16 protein-coding genes and 1 tRNA gene are annotated in these 19,322 nt (G+C 45.2%); 12 read left to right on the top strand and 5 right to left on the bottom strand.

Going from position 1 to position 19,322, the window contains the following annotated elements:
• Positions 1 to 300 precede the first annotated feature (300 nt).
• The 3 genes from I5M27_RS07605 (at position 301) to I5M27_RS07615 (ending at position 5,748) form a co-directional block, all read left to right on the top strand.
• On the top strand, positions 301 to 2,172 hold the full coding sequence (locus I5M27_RS07605) for a DNA topoisomerase IV subunit B (protein ID WP_200505603.1): 1,872 nt from the start codon (positions 301 to 303) through the stop codon (positions 2,170 to 2,172).
• The gene (locus I5M27_RS07610) at positions 2,165 to 4,891 is read left to right on the top strand and encodes a DNA gyrase/topoisomerase IV subunit A (RefSeq protein ID WP_200505604.1); all 2,727 of its coding nucleotides are present in this window, start codon (positions 2,165 to 2,167) and stop codon (positions 4,889 to 4,891) included. Before I5M27_RS07605 ends, I5M27_RS07610 begins: the two co-directional genes overlap by 8 nt.
• 71 nt (positions 4,892 to 4,962) lie before the next feature.
• Positions 4,963 to 5,748 (top strand): tetratricopeptide repeat protein, encoded by a 786-nt coding sequence (locus I5M27_RS07615; protein WP_200505605.1) that lies wholly within the window; start codon positions 4,963 to 4,965, stop codon positions 5,746 to 5,748.
• Positions 5,749 to 5,983: 235 nt separating this feature from the next.
• On the opposite strand, the gene I5M27_RS07620 is transcribed toward I5M27_RS07615, so the two are convergent.
• Both I5M27_RS07620 and I5M27_RS07625 read right to left on the bottom strand, forming a co-directional pair.
• Positions 5,984 to 6,625 carry a VTC domain-containing protein gene (locus tag I5M27_RS07620; protein WP_200505606.1) on the bottom strand — a complete coding sequence of 214 codons (642 nt, stop codon included), beginning with the start codon at positions 6,623 to 6,625 and terminating at the stop codon, positions 5,984 to 5,986.
• Positions 6,626 to 6,732: 107 nt separating this feature from the next.
• Positions 6,733 to 7,401, bottom strand: a complete 669-nt coding sequence (locus tag I5M27_RS07625; RefSeq protein ID WP_200505607.1) for a DUF4956 domain-containing protein — start codon at positions 7,399 to 7,401, stop codon at positions 6,733 to 6,735.
• Positions 7,402 to 7,553: 152 nt separating this feature from the next.
• Here I5M27_RS07625 and I5M27_RS07630 point away from each other — a divergent pair, with 152 nt between their 5' ends.
• From I5M27_RS07630 to I5M27_RS07660, 7 genes are all read left to right on the top strand, one after another.
• Positions 7,554 to 10,049, top strand: coding sequence for a DUF5686 and carboxypeptidase-like regulatory domain-containing protein (locus I5M27_RS07630; protein WP_234462437.1), 2,496 nt, complete (start codon positions 7,554 to 7,556; stop codon positions 10,047 to 10,049).
• Between the two features lie 678 nt (positions 10,050 to 10,727).
• Positions 10,728 to 11,798: a tetratricopeptide repeat protein gene (locus I5M27_RS07635; RefSeq protein ID WP_200505609.1), complete on the top strand. Its 1,071-nt coding sequence runs from the start codon at positions 10,728 to 10,730 to the stop codon at positions 11,796 to 11,798.
• A gap of 24 nt (positions 11,799 to 11,822) precedes the next feature.
• A complete protein-coding gene (gene thrS / locus I5M27_RS07640; RefSeq protein ID WP_200505610.1) occupies positions 11,823 to 13,760 on the top strand; it encodes a threonine--tRNA ligase in 1,938 nt (645 codons plus the stop codon).
• Between the two features lie 91 nt (positions 13,761 to 13,851).
• Positions 13,852 to 14,397 (top strand): translation initiation factor IF-3, encoded by a 546-nt coding sequence (gene infC / locus I5M27_RS07645; protein WP_200505611.1) that lies wholly within the window; start codon positions 13,852 to 13,854, stop codon positions 14,395 to 14,397.
• Between the two features lie 35 nt (positions 14,398 to 14,432).
• The gene (rpmI, locus tag I5M27_RS07650; RefSeq protein ID WP_200505612.1) at positions 14,433 to 14,630 is read left to right on the top strand and encodes a 50S ribosomal protein L35; all 198 of its coding nucleotides are present in this window, start codon (positions 14,433 to 14,435) and stop codon (positions 14,628 to 14,630) included.
• Positions 14,631 to 14,706: 76 nt separating this feature from the next.
• Positions 14,707 to 15,051 carry a 50S ribosomal protein L20 gene (gene rplT / locus I5M27_RS07655; RefSeq protein ID WP_150904295.1) on the top strand — a complete coding sequence of 115 codons (345 nt, stop codon included), beginning with the start codon at positions 14,707 to 14,709 and terminating at the stop codon, positions 15,049 to 15,051.
• A gap of 200 nt (positions 15,052 to 15,251) precedes the next feature.
• Positions 15,252 to 15,476 (top strand): CsbD family protein, encoded by a 225-nt coding sequence (locus I5M27_RS07660; RefSeq protein ID WP_200505613.1) that lies wholly within the window; start codon positions 15,252 to 15,254, stop codon positions 15,474 to 15,476.
• Between the two features lie 123 nt (positions 15,477 to 15,599).
• Here the strand turns inward: I5M27_RS07660 and I5M27_RS07665 are convergent, their stop codons facing one another.
• From I5M27_RS07665 to I5M27_RS07675, 3 genes are all read right to left on the bottom strand, one after another.
• Positions 15,600 to 15,812: a KTSC domain-containing protein gene (locus I5M27_RS07665; RefSeq protein WP_200505614.1), complete on the bottom strand. Its 213-nt coding sequence runs from the start codon at positions 15,810 to 15,812 to the stop codon at positions 15,600 to 15,602.
• A gap of 592 nt (positions 15,813 to 16,404) precedes the next feature.
• A complete protein-coding gene (locus I5M27_RS07670) occupies positions 16,405 to 17,055 on the bottom strand; it encodes an outer membrane beta-barrel protein (protein WP_200505615.1) in 651 nt (216 codons plus the stop codon).
• Positions 17,056 to 17,191: 136 nt separating this feature from the next.
• Positions 17,192 to 17,265: transfer RNA gene (locus I5M27_RS07675), tRNA-Met, on the bottom strand.
• Positions 17,266 to 17,396: 131 nt separating this feature from the next.
• On the opposite strand from I5M27_RS07675, the gene I5M27_RS07680 reads away from it, so the two are divergent.
• Together I5M27_RS07680 and I5M27_RS07685 are read left to right on the top strand one after the other, a co-directional pair.
• Entirely contained in the window at positions 17,397 to 17,804 is a 408-nt protein-coding gene (locus I5M27_RS07680) for an START-like domain-containing protein (protein ID WP_200505616.1), read from the top strand.
• Positions 17,805 to 17,876: 72 nt separating this feature from the next.
• Complete coding sequence (locus tag I5M27_RS07685) at positions 17,877 to 19,289, top strand: LptF/LptG family permease (RefSeq protein WP_200505617.1); 1,413 nt, start codon at positions 17,877 to 17,879, stop codon at positions 19,287 to 19,289.
• The last annotated feature ends 33 nt before the right edge of the window (positions 19,290 to 19,322 follow it).

The raw sequence follows: 19,322 nt of genomic DNA on the forward strand, positions 1-19,322 counted from the left end.
AGATTCTGAGAAAATGGCTGAATAAAGGGTAAAACGCTAGGGTTTAAGGCTTCAAAAGTAAGATTAAAATATTTTGAAACAAGCGGTATTTGCGGGTTTTTTCTGAACTTCGGGCGCTTTTATTTAGTTAATTATAAACTTGCAGCTCAGGCACTTTTCCGGGCAGTTTTGCTACCGTTTTTTAGTTTGTGAACCGGCATTTGATCAAGCCTTTGCCAAAAATATTAGTTTTTAAATCGTGCGAAAGTCCTCAGAATTTCGTTATTTTACATCTTAGTTCTTAATAAAAATACGCTATAAATGGCAGAAGTTAATTACACCGAAGATTCCATACGCTCCCTCGACTGGCGGGAACACATCCGCCTCCGGCCGGGTATGTACATCGGCAAGCTCGGCGACGGTTCTTCCACCGACGATGGTATTTACATCCTCGTGAAAGAGATCATCGATAACTCGATCGATGAATACGTGATGGGCAACGGAAAAACCATTGAAATTAAAGTTTCCGATCATAAAGTAGTAGTGCGCGATTACGGCCGGGGCATTCCGCTGGGCAAAGTGATCGATTGCGTTTCCAAAATAAACACCGGCGGTAAATACGATTCCAAAGCCTTCCAGAAATCGGTTGGTCTGAACGGGGTGGGTACCAAAGCCGCCAACGCACTTTCCAGCTATTTCAAAGTGCAGTCGGTACGCGAAGGCCAGATGAAAACCGCCGAATTTGAGCAAGGGGTTCTGACCATCGATTCTCCTATTATTGAAACCTCGCAGCGCAACGGTACTTTGGTAACGTTTGTGCCCGACGATACCATTTTCCGCAATTACCATTTTATTCCGGAATACCTGGAAAACCTGATCTGGAATTACGTTTACCTGAATGCCGGTTTAACCATCCATTTCAACGGGCAGAAATATTATTCCGAAAATGGTTTAAAAGACCTTCTGGCCCGGAAAATTGACGAAGAAAGCCAGCGCTACCCGATCGTTCACCTGAAAGGCGAGGATATTGAAGTGGCACTTACGCACGGCAACGAATACGGTGAAGAATATTATTCCTTCGTAAACGGCCAGTACACCACGCAGGGCGGTACGCACCTGGCAGCTTTCCGCGAAGCCGTTGTGAAAACGGTACGCGAATTCTATAAAAAAGACTACGACGCTTCCGATATCCGGGCTTCTATTGTTGGGGCTATTTCCGTGCGCGTGCAGGAACCGGTTTTCGAAAGCCAGACCAAAACCAAACTGGGTTCGCAAAATATCGGTCCTGATGGGCCAACGGTGCGAAATTTTGTGGTTGATTTCCTGAAGGAACACCTCGATAATTTCCTGCACAAAAATCCGCAGACCGCCGATGCTTTAAAGCGCCGGATCGAGCAAAGCGAACGCGAACGCAAGGATATGGCCGGTATTAAAAAACTGGCTAACCAGCGCGCGAAAAAAGCGAACCTGCACAACAAAAAACTCCGCGATTGCCGCCTGCATTTCGACGTTGATAAATCGGAAAAAGCGCTGCTGACCACCTTATTTATTACCGAGGGTGATTCGGCTTCAGGTTCTATTACCAAGAGCCGCAACGTGGAAACGGAAGCGGTATTTTCCTTGCGCGGTAAGCCACTGAACTGCTTCGGGCTGAAGAAAAAGGTGGTTTACGAAAACGAAGAATTCAACCTGCTGCAGCACGCCTTGAATATTGAAGAAAGCATTGAAGACCTGCGCTACAACCGCGTGGTGATTGCCACCGATGCTGACGTAGATGGCATGCACATTCGTTTGCTGCTGCTTACTTTTTTCCTGCAATTTTTCCCAGATCTGGTAAAGAACGGCCACGTGTTTATTCTGGAAACGCCGCTTTTCCGGGTTAGAAATAAAAAGGAAACCATTTACTGCTACAACGAAACCGAAAAACAACAAGCCATGCGTAAACTGGGCAAAAATCCGGAGATCACGCGCTTTAAAGGCTTGGGGGAAATTTCGCCGGATGAGTTCGGAAAGTTCATTGGTGACAACATTCGCCTGGAACCGGTAATTCTGAAAAACGAAATGAGCATTCAGAAGATCCTGACCTATTACATGGGTAAAAACACACCGGAGCGCCAGCAGTTTATTATTGAGAATTTAAAGATAGAAAAAGACCTCGTAGAGGACGCAGAAGAAGTAGAAGTATATGCTTAACGATAACGAACTGGAAAACGAAGAATCCAATATTGAAAGCCTGGAAGCGGAGGAAGTCATCCACGACGTAATTCCCGTTTCGGGCTTATATGAAACCTGGTTTCTGGATTATGCTTCCTACGTAATTCTGGAGCGGGCCGTACCAGCCATTGAAGACGGTTTAAAACCGGTGCAACGCCGCATTCTGCACGCTATGCGCGTGATCGACGATGGCCGTTTTAACAAGGTTGCCAACGTGATCGGGCAGACCATGCAGTATCACCCGCACGGCGATGCTTCCATTGGCGATGCGATCGTGAACCTGGGCCAGAAAGACCTGTTAATTGAAACGCAGGGAAACTGGGGTGATGTGCGCACCGGCGACTCGGCTGCGGCACCCCGTTATATCGAAGCCCGCTTATCGAAGTTTGCTTTAGACGTAGCGTTCAATAACGATACTACCATCTGGCAGGCTTCTTACGATGGCCGGAAAAACGAGCCGGTTACCTTGCCGGTGAAATTTCCCTTGCTGTTAGCGCAGGGCGTGGAAGGTATTGCGGTAGGTCTGAGTACGAAGATCATGCCCCACAATTTCAAGGAACTTATTAAAGGCTCTATTGAGATTCTGAAAGGCCGCCGGACGCAAATTGTGCCCGATTTCCCTACGGGTGGAATGATCGACGTTACAAACTACAACGGTGGTTTGCGCGGTTCCAGAATCCGCGTGCGCGCTACGATCGAGAAGGTGGATAAAACCATGCTCATTATCCGCGATGTGCCTTATGGCTCTACCACAACAGCCCTGATGGATTCAATCGTGAAAGCGAGCGAAAACAACAAGATCAAGATCAAAAAAGTGGTCGATAATACGGCGAAAGACGTGGAGATCCAGGTGCATTTACCAGCGGGCGTTTCCCCGGATCTGACCATCGATGCACTGTATGCTTTCACGGATTGCGAAGTAGCTATTTCACCGAACACCTGCGTAATTATCGATGACAAACCGCATTTCATGAATGTCGATGACGTGCTGCGCATTTCAACTTTCAAAACGCAGGAATTGCTGCGCCAGGAACTGGAGATCCGCAAAGCTGAATTGGATGAGAAGTGGCACATGTCTTCGCTGGAAAAGATCTTTATTGAGAATCGTATTTACCGCGACATTGAAGAAGCTACAACCTGGGAAGAAGTGATTGCGAAGATCGATTCCGGCCTGGAGCCGTTCAAGAAATTACTCCGCCGCGAAGTTACCCAGGATGACATTGTACGCCTGACCGAAATCCGTATTAAGCGGATCTCGAAATACGATGCATTTAAAGCCGAAGAATTTATTAGAAACCTGGAAAATGAAATGGCTGAGGTGGCAGATAATTTAGCCAACCTGACGCGCTATGCCATTGCCTATTTCGAGAACTTACTGAAGAAGTACGGTGCCGGCCGCGACCGGAAAACCCAGATCCGGACGTTTGATGTAATCACCGCGCAGAAAGTTGCCATTGCGAATCAGAAACTGTACGTGAACCGCAAAGATGGTTTCGTGGGTTATGGTTTGAAGAAAGACGAATTCGTGTGTGATTGTTCCGACATGGACGATATCATTGCGTTCACCAAAGAAGGCAAATTCCAGGTAAGCAAGATCTCCGACAAAGTGTTTATGGGCAAAGACCTGATCTACGTGGGCGTTTACAACAAGAACGACGAACACATGGTCTATAATATGATCTATGTAGACGGCAAATCGGGCCTTTCAATGGCGAAGCGTTTCAACGTAACCGGCATTACCCGCGATAAGGAATACGACCTGACCAAAGGCAACAAAGGCTCCAAAGTACATTATTTCACGGCCAACCCAAACTCCGAATCGGAAGTGGTAACCGTAACGCTTACGCCAACAGCACCGGCCCGGAACAAGATCTTCGATTTCGATTTTGCGGAGCTTCTGATCAAAGGAAAAGGCTCGCAGGGCAATATCGTTACGAAGTATCCGGTAAAGAAAATCGTACAGAAAAGCCTGGGCGAAAGCACCTTGGGTGGCAGAGAAATATACTACGATGAAGTAATTGGTCGTTTAAACACCGAAAGCCGCGGCCGCTACCTTGGTTCATTTAACACCGACGATACGATCCTGGTGATCTTCAAGGACGGTTCTTATGAACTGACTTCGTTTGATATTACGAACCATTACGATGTAGCCAATATTGAAATTCTGCAGAAGTTCGATCCGGAACGGGTTATTTCGGTGGTGCATATGGATGGCGAAAGCAAGATCTATTTCGTGAAGCGCTTCAAGATCGAAACCACTACGGTTGGTAAACGTTTCCCGTTCATCAGCGAAAGCAAAGGTTCGAAAATGGTAGCAGTTTCTACACACGAGGCACCGCAGGTTGAAATCAAAATGCAGCGCGAAAAGAAAAGCGAGAAAGAAACAGAAAGTATTTTACTCAGCGCGTTCATCGATGTTAAAGGCTGGAAGGCTACTGGTAATAAATTAAATTATTACAAGGTTTCGGACGTGATAGTAAAAACCCCGGAACCGGTAGTAGAAGAACCGAAAGCCGGAAAGCCCGGTAAACTAACCCGTTTGCCAAAACCAGCAGAAGTGAAACTGCCTTCGGAAGCGAGTAATAAAACTGGATTAATTGAAGAAAATTTAGATTTAGAACTGATTGAAACAGATGGCGTAGAAGCATCTAAAGACCCTGAGGTAAAGCCTAAGAAAAAACAGCTGAACCTCTTCTGAGAACGGTTGTTTTTTTAGTGAAATCCGTACCGTTTTCAGCTGACCTGTTTAAATTTTAAACATAAAAAGCTATGCGTGTACGATTAACTACGCTACTACTACTGCTCCTTATTTGCTGGACTTCGGCCGGGTTGCAAGCCCGCGCCGCAGTTTCCAGCGTATCGGTATTGCTTCAGGAAGCCAATACTTTGTATGCGAACGCGAAAGATACGCAGGCCCTGCGAAAATTTGAAGAAGTGCTAAAAGCGGAGCCCGCCTGTTATGAAGCGCTTTGGAAAGCCAGCTTGCTGAATTCCCGGATCGGGAACCGTTTTTCGGACCAGGTAAGCAAACTGCAATATTTTGAAAACGCCTGGCGCTTTGCCGATGCTGCTTTGTGTGCTAATCCCGGCGATGCAGAGGCCAATTACGTAATGGCTTTGGCGGTTTACAACAAGTCGCTGGTGCTCGGCCTGAAAGAAAGAATGCAGCGCACCAAAGTTATTAAGTTCTATCTGGATGAAGCCCTTTGTGCAAATCCTCAACACGCGGATGCCTGGCAATTAATGGGCCGGTGGCATTTTAAAAACGCCAACTTAAGCTTGCCCGAAAGATCTGCTTTCAATTTGTTTTTTGGCGGCGCACCTTTAGAAGCTACGAATGAACAAGCTGCAGAAGCGTTGCAAAAAGCAATAAATTTTAATCCGAATAATATTTCGTATTACTACGATCTGGCAATTGTTTACAAAGAGCTGCAAAAAGAGGATCTCAGCATTGTAACCCTGCAGGAAGCCATCGATCTGCAATTACTTACTTCCGAAGAACTGGAGATCAGCCGAAGGTGTAAAAATATGCTGAACGAAATGAATAAAGCCTGAACCAACGTTCGGGCTTTACTTTTTTAGGGCTGAACCATACCGTTTTTTAACTAAGTGAATTGAAATTTCAGTCGAAAAGATTTCTGTTAAGGAATTTTGTTTAAAACTTTTCACCTTTAAAATTCCAGCGTTTATAATCCATTTTACCTTCGTATTTCAGTAACCCTTTATAGCGTTTAAATTTTGGTGTTTTGATTTTCAGGGCTGAAAACCGTACCGCTTTTCATGTAAATCTTTAACCGTAGCAAGCCATAATAGCCTGAACGTATTTTGAATTCCGCGACATCCGGAAAGGCAGGTCCTGGCTGATGTGATTGTAGCTTCTGGAATAATCTGCCGGATATTTGAGTTCCAGAATTATGGTATCGTCGCGGTAAGGCTGGATGTTGAAATTAAGCCTTTTATCGACCGGGTAAAAGGCCTGCGCCCGGTCTAAGGTAATGCGCACTTTTTTATCGAAGGAAAGGAAATAGGAGCGGAGGTAACGGACCATTACGGTGGGCTCGATGTTGTTGGTAGCCAGCCATAAATGCTGTTTCATGTATTTTTCGTAAGAGAAATCGCCGCCGGGTTTAAACGATGGCAGCTCCGAATAACGCTTATATCCAACCTGGTTTTCTTTGATCTTAATTTCCAGCACCGGGTCCTGAATCTGTTCAAGGTCCGGACCATACCAGCGGATGCGCTGTTTAACCCGATCTGAAAGCCCGGCAATGTTGTCGTTATAATAATCCAGTTCCTGCGTATCGAGGTAAATGCTGTTGATGAACCGGTCGGGGAAAGCTTTGCGAAACGATAACCGGTGCTGCGACAAAATGAGTAAAACTTCCTCATACGTTACATTTTCCGCCCTGAATTTTCGTTCGAATCGCAACATGGGTTAATGTGCTAATTGTTTAATGTGCTAATTGGGAAATCAGATTTACTTTAATTATGAAGACTTTTTTTGCTTAAAATCATAGGGTTTTACCTTCAAATAGCACATTAAAATACTAAATTCCGTTGTTCAATAAAAGAGAATTCTATGTCGCCGGAGAAAGCGGCGAGTTCGTCCTGCGCTTTAATTACCAGGTCCATATTGGTAGTTGAGATCTGGTAGGAGAGCGTGATCATGTTGCTTGAATTATCCATGCGCTTGAGAAGCATGTGATTAAAATGGTGCTTCAGAATTCCGTGGATCGGGTCTACCTGCGAGCGCTGGCAAAGAATATTGATGAACATGTGTTCGGAGGTATTGAAAGCTTCTTTTTTGTGCAGTATGGCTTGTCCGAAAAGCAGTAATAAAATCACTGCTACAGCAATGAGGGTTACAAAAACCTGATTTGCACCCATCGCCAGGCCAACGCCAATGTTGAGGAAAAGGTACCCTAATTCTTCGGGCTCTTTAATGGCCGTGCGGAAACGGATAATAGATAAGGCGCCGACCAACCCCAGCGATAGCGCTACAGATGCTTTCACAATGTATATGATGAGCATGGTGGTGAGCGAAAGCAGCAGGAAATTCTGGGCGTATTTCTTCCGATTGGAGATGGAAGTGCCGTATTTAATGTAAAATTGTCCGATCCCGTAGGTAATAATTGCCGTAATAACCAGGTTTAGCAGGAATTGTTCGTGGCTTTGGTATTTAATGTCTTTAAAAAAATCAAGATCCATGGAGCGGCACCTTTTTTGCTGTTTTTCTGCACTAACGCATATTCCGTTTCTAAGTTATTTTTATTACAGCTGCATGGATGTTATGCGCAGGAAATTTCCTTATATTTACCAATGCCGAAATGAACCTGACGTTCACTCAAACCGGAATTAACTTGAAACTAAAACTACTTCTACTGCTGCTTTTTACTGTAACCGGAATTACTTCCCTGGCGCAGGAAAAAGTATTTAACGGCCGCGTGATCGATGCCCAAACCGGTGAGCCCTTGCCGTTTGTGAGCGTTTATTTTAAAAACTCCGATTTTGGTACCACCACCAATTTCGATGGTAATTACAGTTTTAAAGCCATTCCGCCAACCGATTCGCTTACGGTTTCTTACGTAGGTTATATTACCCGCTCCAAAGCTATTACCAAAGAAAAAGTACAAACCATCAATTTTCAGCTGCAGGATAATTCCACCAGTTTAGCGGAAGTGCTGATCAGGCCCACTGAAAACCCGGCGTTTAAAATTCTGCGTCAGGTAGTAGCGCATAAAGCCCTGAACAACAAAGAAAAACTAAGCGCTTACCAGTACGAAAGCTATAACAAAATTGAGCTGGACGTAGATAATATTACCGATGCCTTTAAGAAACGCAGTTTGATAAAGCCGGTTACCTCCATTCTGGATAGCATTAAACTGATTGCCGGCGATGAAGGCGAACCCGTTTTACCGGTTTTTATTTCCGAATCGCTTTCTGATTTTTATTACCTGAAAAACCCGAAGAAAACCAAGGAGATCATAAAAGCCAGCAAAGTAACCGGCATTGGCATGGACGATGGCAGCCTGATCTCACAGTTGATCGGCTCTACGTTTCAGGAATATAATTTCTATGATAACCGGATGAATTTGCTGAACAAGGAATTTGTAAGCCCGATCGCCGATGGCTGGAAATTGTATTACGATTATGATCTGGAAGATAGTTTATACATAAATGGCGTGTATTGCTACAAGTTAAAAGTGATCCCGCGCCGCGCCCAGGACCTGGTTTTCGGCGGTTATATGTGGATCGCGAAAGAAAATTATGCTTTGCGGCAGGTGGATCTGAGCGTAGGAAAATCGGCGAATTTGAATTTTATTGAAAAAGTAAAGATCCAGCAGGAATTGCAGCCTACAGCTTCGGGCCCGTATTTGCCGGTAAAAACGCGTTTGCTTGTAAAAATCATCAGCGTGGGAAAGCAACGCCCGGGCATGCTGGCTAAAATTTATACCTCCAGCCGCAACATTCAGGTAAACCAGCCGCAGGCTCTGCAGTTTTATGCCGAACCGGTGGAGCTGGCCGAAAAAGCACTGAAACACAACGATGCGTTCTGGAACGAAAACCGCCACGACAGCCTGAGTGCCACCGAGCAACACGTTTACGCCATGATCGATTCGGTTCGGGAAATTCCGGCCGTTAAAACGTACGTAGAGATCGTAAACATTATCATTAATGGATATAAAACAGTTGGTAAAATTGATCTGGGGCCTTATCCATACACCTATGCTTACAACAATATAGAAGGTCACCGTTTCCAGTTAGGCTTTAAAACCAACCCGGATTTCAGCCGCAAGATCGAGTTCAGTGGTTTTGGCGCGTACGGCACCCGCGACGGCCGCTTTAAATACCGCGCTTCGGGCCGGGCCATTTTATCGCGCCGCAAATGGACCGAAGTAGGTATTTCTGATAAGGAAGATCTGCAGCAAATTGGCCTGGAAAGCGATAAAATCGGCGATAATGCTTTGTTTCTGGCTTCCAGCCGGTTTGGCGAATTAAAACGTCCTTACCGCCAGCACGAAACCGAGCTCTGGGCGCAACGCGAATTGTTTAAAGGTTTTACCGAACGCATTACGCTTCGCCAGCGCAGCTTCAATCCGCTGTTTCCATTTTCCTACGTTTTCGATAGTAATGAAAATGGGGTAGTACTGAAAAACAGTTTTTCTACTTCCGAAATCATTTTCGATACCCGTTTCGCCAACAATGAATTGTTCCTGCAATCGGAGAACAGCCGCATCAGCTTAGGCAATAAAGGCTGGCCGGTTTTCAATTTGCGCTACCTGCTCGGGCTGAAAAATGCCTTGGGCTCCGATGTTTCTTATCAGCGCCTGGAAGCCAATGTAAAGCAGGATATCCCGATGGGTATTTTAGGAACCGGCCGGTACGAACTGGAAGCCGGCCGCATTTTTTCAACCGTGCCATACCCGCTGCTGGAAGTGCATTTAGGCAACGAAACGCCATTCTATACCCGCAATGCTTTCGCGCTGATGAATTATTTTGAATTCGCTTCCGATAGCTACGCTTCGCTGCATTACAACCAGCACCTGGAAGGTTTCGGTCTGAACAGCATTCCGTTGATCAGCAAATTGAAATGGCGCATGGTTTTAACAGGCAACGTGCTGTACGGCCACTTAAGCGATGCAAATTTAGCCTTATTACCCGCCCAGGATCATAAAGGCCGCGACCTTGAAACTTTCAGCCAGTTCACCAACGGTTTGCCTTACGCAGAAGTAGGTTACGGTTTCGAAAATATCTTTAAGTTTCTTCGCGTGCAGGCATTCCACCGCTTAACGTACCGCAATAACCCCGATGCCAATAATTTCGGCATAAAACTAGCGGCCCAGTTTAACCTGTAAAAAGGGTAGGGTTTTGGGCTGAAAAAGTCGGAATCACAGATTAAACGGATTAAAAGATTTCGAGAAAGTTTATCTGGATCAGGATGTTCTGAATATTAAGATTTTAAGAATTGTCTGAACGGTGATTCTTTTGATTCATATGAAGTTTGTCTGAACACGATTTTTAAGATTGAAATGATGGACAGGATTATTTACATTCCAATATCACGTTTATCGCCAGCGCAGCGTACCTTGAAAATCACGTTATCCAGGAAACTAAACTAAAAAGAAGCTGACTACGGAGGAAAACAGACACCAGTTTCTGTGCGAGCGGCCTCCAAGACTTCCGGTGCCGAGGCACGAGGCAGCCCGATAGGGCAGGAAGGGTTGCAGCCGCGAACGCAGAAACGAAGCCGCCCGGCTGGAGGGAGAAAGCTCAATTGAAAGTAAAATGCTTGTAGTTAAGAACAGAAATTAGCTATGAAAACGGTATGCTTTCAGACACAAAAAGTCAATAGCAAACTTCCCTATTAGTTTAAATAGATCTCTCCTAACGTGGAGGTGACAAAATAAACGCTATACTTTCAACCTTAAAAACTCCCCATCCGCTATTTGTATAACCCAAAGCGGGTATTTCTGGGAAAATATTAATACTTTAGCAGCTGTTTATAAATACAAAAACAGAATTCTAAAAAGCCAATGCGTCTGCAAATTTGTTACGGGTTATTGATTATGGGTTTATTGGGGGCTTGTTCGGGCAAAGACAAAACCCAGGAAAAAATGGTAGACCTGAAATCTGTTTCCGACAAACCCGATCTGAAAATTGCGCGCCTGACCGAGGCCATTGAAAAAGAACCGAAAAATGCGGTTTTATATGCCCAACGCAGCCGGCTTTACCTTGATCTGAAGAAAAACGAAGAAGCCCTGAAAGATGCTGAAAAAGCAATTTCCCTGGATGCTTCCAACGGCGAATTTTTTTTCCTGAAAGCCAAAGCCCAGCGCGCCCTTAACCGCCTGGAAGCGGCCCTAAGCTCTGCCAAAGCGGCCGAAACCAAAAATTACCGGCAAGCAGAACTCTACATCCTGATGGGGGAAATCTTCATCATCGTAAAGCAGTACCAGCAAGCTATCGATTACCTAAACCAGGCTTTAAAACTTTCTTCCTTCAACGAGTTTGCGTATTTCTATAAAGGCATTGTGTATGCCGAGAGCGGCGATACGACGCGTGCCATTTCAAATTTTCAGACCGCGATCGAGCAGTCGCCGGAGTTTGTAGAGCCTTATAACGAACTAGCCAAGATCCACACCGCCCAACGGAAATTCGGTGAAGCACACCAGTACATTCAGTCGGGTTTACGGTTCGATGGCAGCAACGCTTTTCTGCATTATAACGAAGGCGTGAATTTAGTGCGGCAAAATCTGGCTGACAGCGCTGCTGCCAGTTTTAAGCAAGCCCTGCTGGCCGATACCGCCATGTACCTGGCTAACTACAATTTAGGGGTGATTGCCTATAATAAAGATAAATACGCGGATGCTGCCGTTTATTTTGAAAAAGGCCTGCACCACGCCGATAAATTACCCAACCTTAACCTGCTTTTAGCCGACAGTTACGAAAAATCCGGGCGGAGAGAAGACGCATTACGGCAATATAATGTAGTTTTGCAGAAACAACCGGAAAACAGTTTTGCTCTTAAAGCGGTACGCCGCCTGACCCGCCAGCCGAAAAACGCTATAGATACGACGGCAAAAAGTAACAGGTCCGGTCAATAATAAATTTGAAATTTCTTCAACGCTATGATAAAAATTACCCTGCCCGACGGAAGCATTCGTGAGTTTCCAAAAGGCGTTACCGGTTTTGAAATTGCCTCCTCCATTTCTGAAGGACTTGCCCGCAACGTGCTGGCCGCCAAAGTAAACGGTGAAGTGGTAGAATCGAACCGCCCGATAAACGAAGATGCTACCGTGCAACTGCTGACCTGGAACGATCAGGAAGGCAAAGCTACGTTCTGGCATTCTTCCGCGCACTTAATGGCTGAAGCCATCGAAGCCCTGCACCCTGGCGTACAATTCGGGATTGGCCCGGCTATTGAAAATGGCTTTTATTACGACATCGACCTGGGGGATAAAACCCTGAGCCAGGATGAATTTGCGGCCATCGAGAAAAAGATGCTGGAGCTTACCAAAGAAAAAAGTGCTTACCAGCGCCAGGAAATTTCCAAAGCCGATGCCATTGATTTCTTTACCAAAAAAGGCGATAAATATAAACTAGACCTGCTTAAAGATCTGCCGGACGGCTCCATTACGTTCTATCATCAGGGCAATTTTACCGATCTTTGCAAAGGTCCGCACATTCCGAACACCGGTTTTATTAAAGCCGTGAAACTGATGAACGTGGCCGGTGCTTACTGGCGCGGCGACGAAAAAAGCAAGCAGCTTACCCGCGTTTACGCCATCACCTTCCCGAAACAAAAAGAGCTGACCGAATACCTGGAGCGCCTGGAGGAAGCCAAAAAACGCGACCACCGCAAACTGGGTAAAGAACTGGAATTATTCGCTTTCTCTGAAAAAGTAGGCGCCGGTTTGCCGCTTTGGTTACCGAAAGGCACCTTGCTGCGCGAACGCCTGGAGCAGTTCATGCGCAAAGCCCAGATCAAAGCCGGTTACAGCCCGGTGGTAACGCCGCACATTGGCAGCAAACAGCTGTATGTAACTTCAGGCCACTACGATAAATACGGGGCCGATTCTTTCCAGCCGATCCGGACGCCGAACGAAGATGAAGAATTCTTCCTGAAGCCGATGAACTGCCCGCATCACTGCGAGATCTATAAAACCAAACCCCGTTCATACCGCGATCTGCCCTTGCGGTTAGCCGAGTTCGGTACCGTTTACCGTTACGAGCAAAGCGGCGAGCTGCACGGGCTGACCCGCGTGCGCGGCTTTACCCAGGACGATGCGCACATTTTCTGCCGCCCCGACCAGGTAAAAGAAGAGTTCATGAAAGTAATTGACCTCGTAATCTATACTTTCAAAACTTTAGGTTTCGACGATTATACGGCACAGATCTCCCTCCGCGATCCCGAAAACAAAGCCAAGTATATTGGCTCGGATGAACTCTGGGAAAAGGCAGAACAGGCCATTATAGAAGCCGCTTACGAAAAAAACCTGCCAACCGTAACCGAACTCGGTGAAGCTGCGTTTTACGGCCCGAAGCTGGACTTTATGGTACGCGATGCGCTGGGCCGGAAGTGGCAGCTGGGAACCATTCAGGTAGACTACAACCTGCCGGAGCGTTTCGAGCTGGAATACAACGGTTCAGATAACGAAAAACACCGTCCGGTTATGATCCACCGTGCGCCGTTTGGCTCGCTGGAGCGTTTCGTGGCGGTACTAATTGAGCATTGCGCCGGTAATTTCCCGCTGTGGCTTAGCCCGGAACAAGTTGCCATATTGCCGATCTCCGAAAAATATCAGGATTATGCCCAACAGGTTTACGACCGTTTGATGCAGGAGGAGATCCGGGGTTACGTAGATAACCGCGACGAAAAAATAGGCCGCAAGATCCGTGACGCAGAAGTGAAAAAAGTAAGCTACATGCTGATCGTGGGAGAGAAGGAGCAGGAAAACGAGATCGTATCGGTACGTAAGCACGGCGAAGGGGACCTGGGAAATATGACCGTAGACCTGTTCGTGGAGCATTTTAAAAATATAATTGCGGAAACTTTTGCCCAATAATTTGGGTATTGTTTTCATTTGTGGGAAAAATACCCGATATTCGCACCCTGATTGTAAAAACTAAGCTAAGGAGGAACCAACTATAGCTACTATGAACAGACGCACCCCTATGCGGGCAGTTGTCGAAGAGCCATATAAAATTAATCAACGCATTACGGCCCGTGAGGTACGGGTGGTTGGAGAGAATGTAGAACCAGGTGTTTACCCGCTGGATAAGGCCCTGAGCCTGGCCCGGGAGCAAAACCTGGATCTGGTAGAGATTTCGCCGAAAGCGGAACCGCCGGTTTGCCGCATTGTTGATTATTCGAAGTTTAAATACGATCTGAAGAAAAAATCGCGGGAGCTGAAAGCAAAAACGCAGAAAGTGGTACAAAAGGAGATCCGGTTCAGCCCGAACACCGACGACCACGATTTTGAGTTCAAGCTGAAGCACGCCAAAGCATTTTTGGAAGGTGGCGCAAAAGTGAAAGCGTACGTGCACTTTGTAGGCCGTTCGATCGTGTTTAAGGAACGCGGCGAGGTATTGCTGCTGAAATTTGCACAAGCATTGGAAGACTTTGCGAAAGTAGATCAGTTGCCAAAGTTGGAAGGAAAACGGATGTTCCTGTTCCTTTCGCCGAAGCCGAAGAAAGCTTAATTCAATAAGAAAAATTATCAATCAATCTATATATTATGCCTAAAGTAAAAACCAAATCAGGCGCTAAGAAGCGTTTCAGCCTGACAGGTACCGGCAAAGTAAAGCGTAAACACGCTTACAAAAGCCACATCCTGACCAAGAAAACCACCAAGCAGAAAAGAGGTCTTACGCACATCGGCTTAGTTCACGAAGCAGATGAGAACCGCGTAAAACACATGCTCGGATTACAGTAATTATATGTTTAACCCGGTGCCCGGCCCCAAGTATATCCCGTAAAACGGTATCGCCAGTCACCAAAAAAGTACAGAAATGCCTAGATCGGTTAACGTCGTAGCAGCACGACACAAAAGAAAAAGAATAATGAAACTGGCCAAAGGTTACTTTGGCCGTCGTAAAAACGTTTGGACAGTAGCGAAAAACGCTGTTGAAAAAGGTTTACAATATGCATACCGCGACCGTAAAGCCAAGAAAAGAGATTTTCGTGGCCTGTGGATCCAGCGTATCAACGCCGGTGTTCGTGAGTACGGCATGTCTTACTCCCAGTTCATGGGCGCTTTGAAAAAAGCAGATATCAACTTAAACCGTAAAGTTCTGGCTGACTTAGCTATGAACCACCCGGAAGCTTTCAAAGGCATAGTAGAAAAAGTTAAATAACGAATTGATAATTTTCAAGGAAAAGGCCCTGCATCTTGCGGGGCCTTTTTTGTTTTCGGGGCATAGCATATGGCTGGCTTTTTGAAAAGTCGTAATTGGAGCTGTATTTATTTCTGCTTCAGCCCCAAATTGACAAAACTTTAGTGTCCGGTACTGGTTCTGAAATGGTATAATAAGTATTCATTTAACCGTAAGAAACCATGGCCATTAACAATTTAAACAGCAACTTCGACCGGAATACGGCTGAGTTCAGAGCAAGAAGCAACTGGCAGGAAATGAAAGGAAAGATCCGGAAGCAATACGGCAACTTAACCGACGATGACCTGGAATATTCTCAGGGTCAGCAGGAGGAATGGCTGGGTAAGCTGGGGAATAAGATCGGCAAAACCGCCCAGGATGTCAGAAGCTGGATCTCGGGATTGTAAGGATATTCATTAAAAAGCCGGCTTCTGCTGGCTTTATTTTTTTAACCTGAATCTGGTTTGTAAAGCGCTGTTATTGCTACTTGTTTTGGTAGTTGTTTTTATTGGGCGCATAAATTCACCTCGTTACCGGATCTGCCGGAACCGGAAACGGTCCCGGATGAAATGGTTAAAGAAACGACCGTGGGAAGGTGAATCCATTAAAGCGGTGTAAGCCTGCGGCGGGACTTCGAAATATTGGTACACGTGGCCGTTATGAAATTCTACTTCCAGGGTGTTGGTATAAGGCTGGTATCGTACGCCTAAAAGATTCGACGATTGGATGTATTTACGTTCCATGGGCATTAACAGTTAAAAGATAAAGCAAAGGCTGTTTATCTTTTAACTGTTAATTGTTTAAACGGTTATTTTTTTAGCTTTCTTCGGTTTTTCAGGAGCAAATCGGCCGAAGTCTGTTTTTTATAGAAATTAGAGAGGGAACTGTTGGGGAATTCAGTGTGGGAATCCAGCACTTTTTGGTCCATTTCAGATACCGTTTTTAGACAATATTAGGAGGGGTTTCCGGCCAAGAGAAGTTATAGACAACTATATCCGTTGATTAAGAGATATTTCTTTTGAACCGTTCTGCTGCATTTCTAATTAAAGAAATATGTTTAGCTGAACTTAACTTAGTTAATAATTCGGATAAACTCCTGATTTGCTAAAACCCTATTAAGCTTAATGTATTAATTCGATTTTATTTTAATAAATTCTATTTCTATCCAATTCAAAGTGGAACGAATGGTAATTGGGCTTTTTTCCTGCCTAGGTTCGATTTTGCCAAATTATTTTAAGATGCAGCACAAACTGTCAGAGCAATTAAGTTTCGTTTCATTTTCTCAGGCTTTAAATGGATTATATGTTTTCAGGCGTCTTCTTGGCGTTAAAAGGTCTATTTCAGCTGAAAGCTAAGATTTGCGAAAATAGTGACATCATTCATTTCCTGTTTGTAATCGGCACTTAAGGGTCTGAACGAAGGCGTAGTATTGAGGGAATAGACTTCGAGGCCCAGGCCAATATTATCAATAATGCCTTTAAAGCCAGCACCAAAGCCATAGGCCAATGCATCTGCAGTGATTTTTTGATCTGAAGTTGCCTTACTTATACTATTGGTAACTACCGGATAAGTGTTAAAAGTAACGCCGGCACCTCCTTTTGCATAGAAATTGAAGTTTGTTGAAACGAGTAGTTTTAAATAAAGATTTGTAAGCAGATAATTTGTGCGCCAGCGAGTTTCAGCGTAATAATTTGTAAAGTAGGACCGGTTATAAGCACTCATATCTATTGCATTGCGACGCATACCAAAAGTTAAGCCCAAGCCAGTATAATTGCTAAAGTACCTTCCATATTCAGCGGCTATGTTGTACCCTTTAAGGGCGAGGCCTGCATCTATGTCTTTCCCCTCCAAACTGCCAAATTTGCCAGTCGGCATTGATATTCCAGCACGTATTGTCAAAAAAGATTTTTCCTGAAGCGTTTCAGTTTGCGCAAAGCCATGTGTAGTAAAAGATACTAAAGAAAGCAGGATGATGAGTTTTCTCATAATTATTTTGCTGGCTAAAGTGGGGAGAAATATCCATACGAATGTATTTTATTTCTGGTGCAATAACAAAGCGAAAGCCGCAAAAACAAAAAAGCCTGTAACTGGTTAGGTTACAGGCTTTTGAGCAATAGATCAGTAGCGGGGAGCAGGGTCGAACTGCCGACCTCAGGGTTATGAATCCTGTGCTCTAACCAACTGAGCTACCCCGCCGTTTTGATGATGCAAAGGTAGCAAAAACAGATTTACATTCGCAAATTTTTTTTCAAGAAAATAATTTCCTTTATTGGGTCACGTTAAGAATATAGTTTCCGCTTAATTTTTACTGATTTATGCTTACTACTATGAATGAACCTGCTTCTAAAGTTAAATTTGTCCGCGAATATGCAATCAACGCTTCTCCTAAAATTTTATATCCTTACCTGAGTACTGCTTCGGGGTTAGCCCGTTGGTTTGCCGATAACGTAAATGTGCTGGGTAATAATGTTTATAATATTATCTGGGATAAAGAAGACCATTTTGCCGAACTTACCAACCTGCGCAGCAACCGTTCGGTGCGCCTGGTTTTCCTGGGTGAAAACAAACAACCCGTTGCCGATGCCGATTACGTAGATTTTACCCTTGAAACCAGCGAACTTACCGGCGAGCAGTTTTTACGCGTAATAGATTACAGCTCTGAGCAGGACGAAGAAGAAATGGAAGAGCTTTGGGGCAACCTGATTCTGAGTTTACGCGAAATAATAGGGGGCTAAGCACTTTTTTGCGCCTAAACCCTACCATTTTTGTTTTACAACCGGTAGCTTTGCGCCCCCTCACGTTGCTGCATGAAGAAATTAGATAAACTTATTCTTTCGTCCTTTTTCGGGCCGTTCTTTTTAACCCTGGCCATTGCGGAGTTTATTCTGCTTACGCAATACATGCTCAAATACCTCGACGACCTGGTGGGCAAGGACCTGGGCTTTGCCGTAATTGTGGAGTTGCTCATGTATTTCAGCATGAACATGCTGCCGGTTGCGCTGCCGCTGGCAGTATTGCTTTCCTCGCTCATGACCTTCGGCAATCTGGGCGAACACATGGAGCTTACGGCTATTAAAACTTCCGGCATTTCGCTGGTGCGTACGCTGCTGCCCATTTTTGTATTTACTATCTTTATTTCCGGCTTTGCGTTTTTCTTTAACAACAACATTGTTCCGAAAGCTAACCTGAAAGCGTATAGTTTACTGTGGGATATCCGGCAGAAAAAACCTTCGTTAGATCTGAGGGAAGGTTCTTTTTACAACGGTATTCCGGGTTACAGCATTAAAGTAGGCAAAAAATACGGCGACGGGCAGACGCTGGGCGACGTGATCATTTACGACCATACCCAGGGACGGGGCAACACCGCCGTTATTCTGGCCGATTCCGGCATCATGACTACTAAATTCGATGATAAATATTTGTCTATTGAGCTATTTAAGGGGAAAACCTTTGTGGAAGAAGCCAACGAGAATTTGCGCGACGACGGCACGCCGTTCGTAAGGCAGAGCTTTAAAGAGAACCGCATCATGTTCAATTTATCGTCTTTTAACCTGGACCGTACCCGCGAAGAGTTGTTTGCCGAAAATAAGATGATGAAGAATATCGGTCAGCTGAAATACGTTACCGATTCGCTGCAGCGCCAGAACGTACGCGAAAGCAAGCTGGTTTCTACCAATATCACGCCTTATTATACCTATTTCCGCTCCACGCAGCCCGTAGTGGGCGATAAGCCGCTTCCGGCCGATGCTAAAATTGAAAAGGAAATTCCGGAAGTAAACCAGGCTATTCTGCAAACGGCAACCAATAAGGCGCGTAACCTGCGGAGTTTCACGCAGAGTTTTGTAGAGCGCCTGCAGAATACCAAGCGCGAAACCAATAATTTCGAGATCGAAATCTACCGCAAATACACGCAGTCGGCGGCGTGTTTAATCATGTTTTTGATCGGGGCGCCGCTGGGGGCTATTATTAAGAAAGGCGGCCTGGGCGTTCCGGTGCTTATTTCCATTTTGTTTTTTATTACGTTTTACGTGCTTTCTATTCTGGGCGAAAAATGGGGCCGGGAAGGTTTGCTGCCGGTAGGGCAGGGCATGTGGATGGCGAATCTGATCTTACTACCGATCGGATTATTTTTCCTCTACCAGGCCCGCAACGATTCTGCCTTGCTGGAAGTGGATATGTATCGCCGTATTATTAATAAACTGAAACGGAATAAATTGTAATTCTTTAACTGGAACGGCCTTCGACTTTTTTGT

The organism is Adhaeribacter terrigena, assembly GCF_016623615.1.
Classification (GTDB): Bacteria; Bacteroidota; Bacteroidia; order Cytophagales; family Hymenobacteraceae; genus Adhaeribacter_A; species Adhaeribacter_A terrigena.

Bases quoted from the DNA above. Each gene is read 5' to 3' on its own strand.
- I5M27_RS07605 (WP_200505603.1), top strand. From the start codon at position 301: ATGGCAGAAGTTAATTACACCGAAGATTCCATACGCTCCCTCGACTGG.
- I5M27_RS07610 (WP_200505604.1), top strand. From the start codon at position 2,165: ATGCTTAACGATAACGAACTGGAAAACGAAGAATCCAATATTGAAAGC.
- I5M27_RS07615 (WP_200505605.1), top strand. From the start codon at position 4,963: ATGCGTGTACGATTAACTACGCTACTACTACTGCTCCTTATTTGCTGG.
- I5M27_RS07620 (WP_200505606.1), bottom strand. From the start codon at position 6,625: ATGTTGCGATTCGAACGAAAATTCAGGGCGGAAAATGTAACGTATGAG.
- I5M27_RS07625 (WP_200505607.1), bottom strand. From the start codon at position 7,401: ATGGATCTTGATTTTTTTAAAGACATTAAATACCAAAGCCACGAACAA.
- I5M27_RS07635 (WP_200505609.1), top strand. From the start codon at position 10,728: ATGCGTCTGCAAATTTGTTACGGGTTATTGATTATGGGTTTATTGGGG.
- thrS (WP_200505610.1), top strand. From the start codon at position 11,823: ATGATAAAAATTACCCTGCCCGACGGAAGCATTCGTGAGTTTCCAAAA.
- infC (WP_200505611.1), top strand. From the start codon at position 13,852: ATGAACAGACGCACCCCTATGCGGGCAGTTGTCGAAGAGCCATATAAA.
- rpmI (WP_200505612.1), top strand. From the start codon at position 14,433: ATGCCTAAAGTAAAAACCAAATCAGGCGCTAAGAAGCGTTTCAGCCTG.
- rplT (WP_150904295.1), top strand. From the start codon at position 14,707: ATGCCTAGATCGGTTAACGTCGTAGCAGCACGACACAAAAGAAAAAGA.
- I5M27_RS07660 (WP_200505613.1), top strand. From the start codon at position 15,252: ATGGCCATTAACAATTTAAACAGCAACTTCGACCGGAATACGGCTGAG.
- I5M27_RS07665 (WP_200505614.1), bottom strand. From the start codon at position 15,812: ATGGAACGTAAATACATCCAATCGTCGAATCTTTTAGGCGTACGATAC.
- I5M27_RS07670 (WP_200505615.1), bottom strand. From the start codon at position 17,055: ATGAGAAAACTCATCATCCTGCTTTCTTTAGTATCTTTTACTACACAT.
- I5M27_RS07680 (WP_200505616.1), top strand. From the start codon at position 17,397: ATGAATGAACCTGCTTCTAAAGTTAAATTTGTCCGCGAATATGCAATC.
- I5M27_RS07685 (WP_200505617.1), top strand. From the start codon at position 17,877: ATGAAGAAATTAGATAAACTTATTCTTTCGTCCTTTTTCGGGCCGTTC.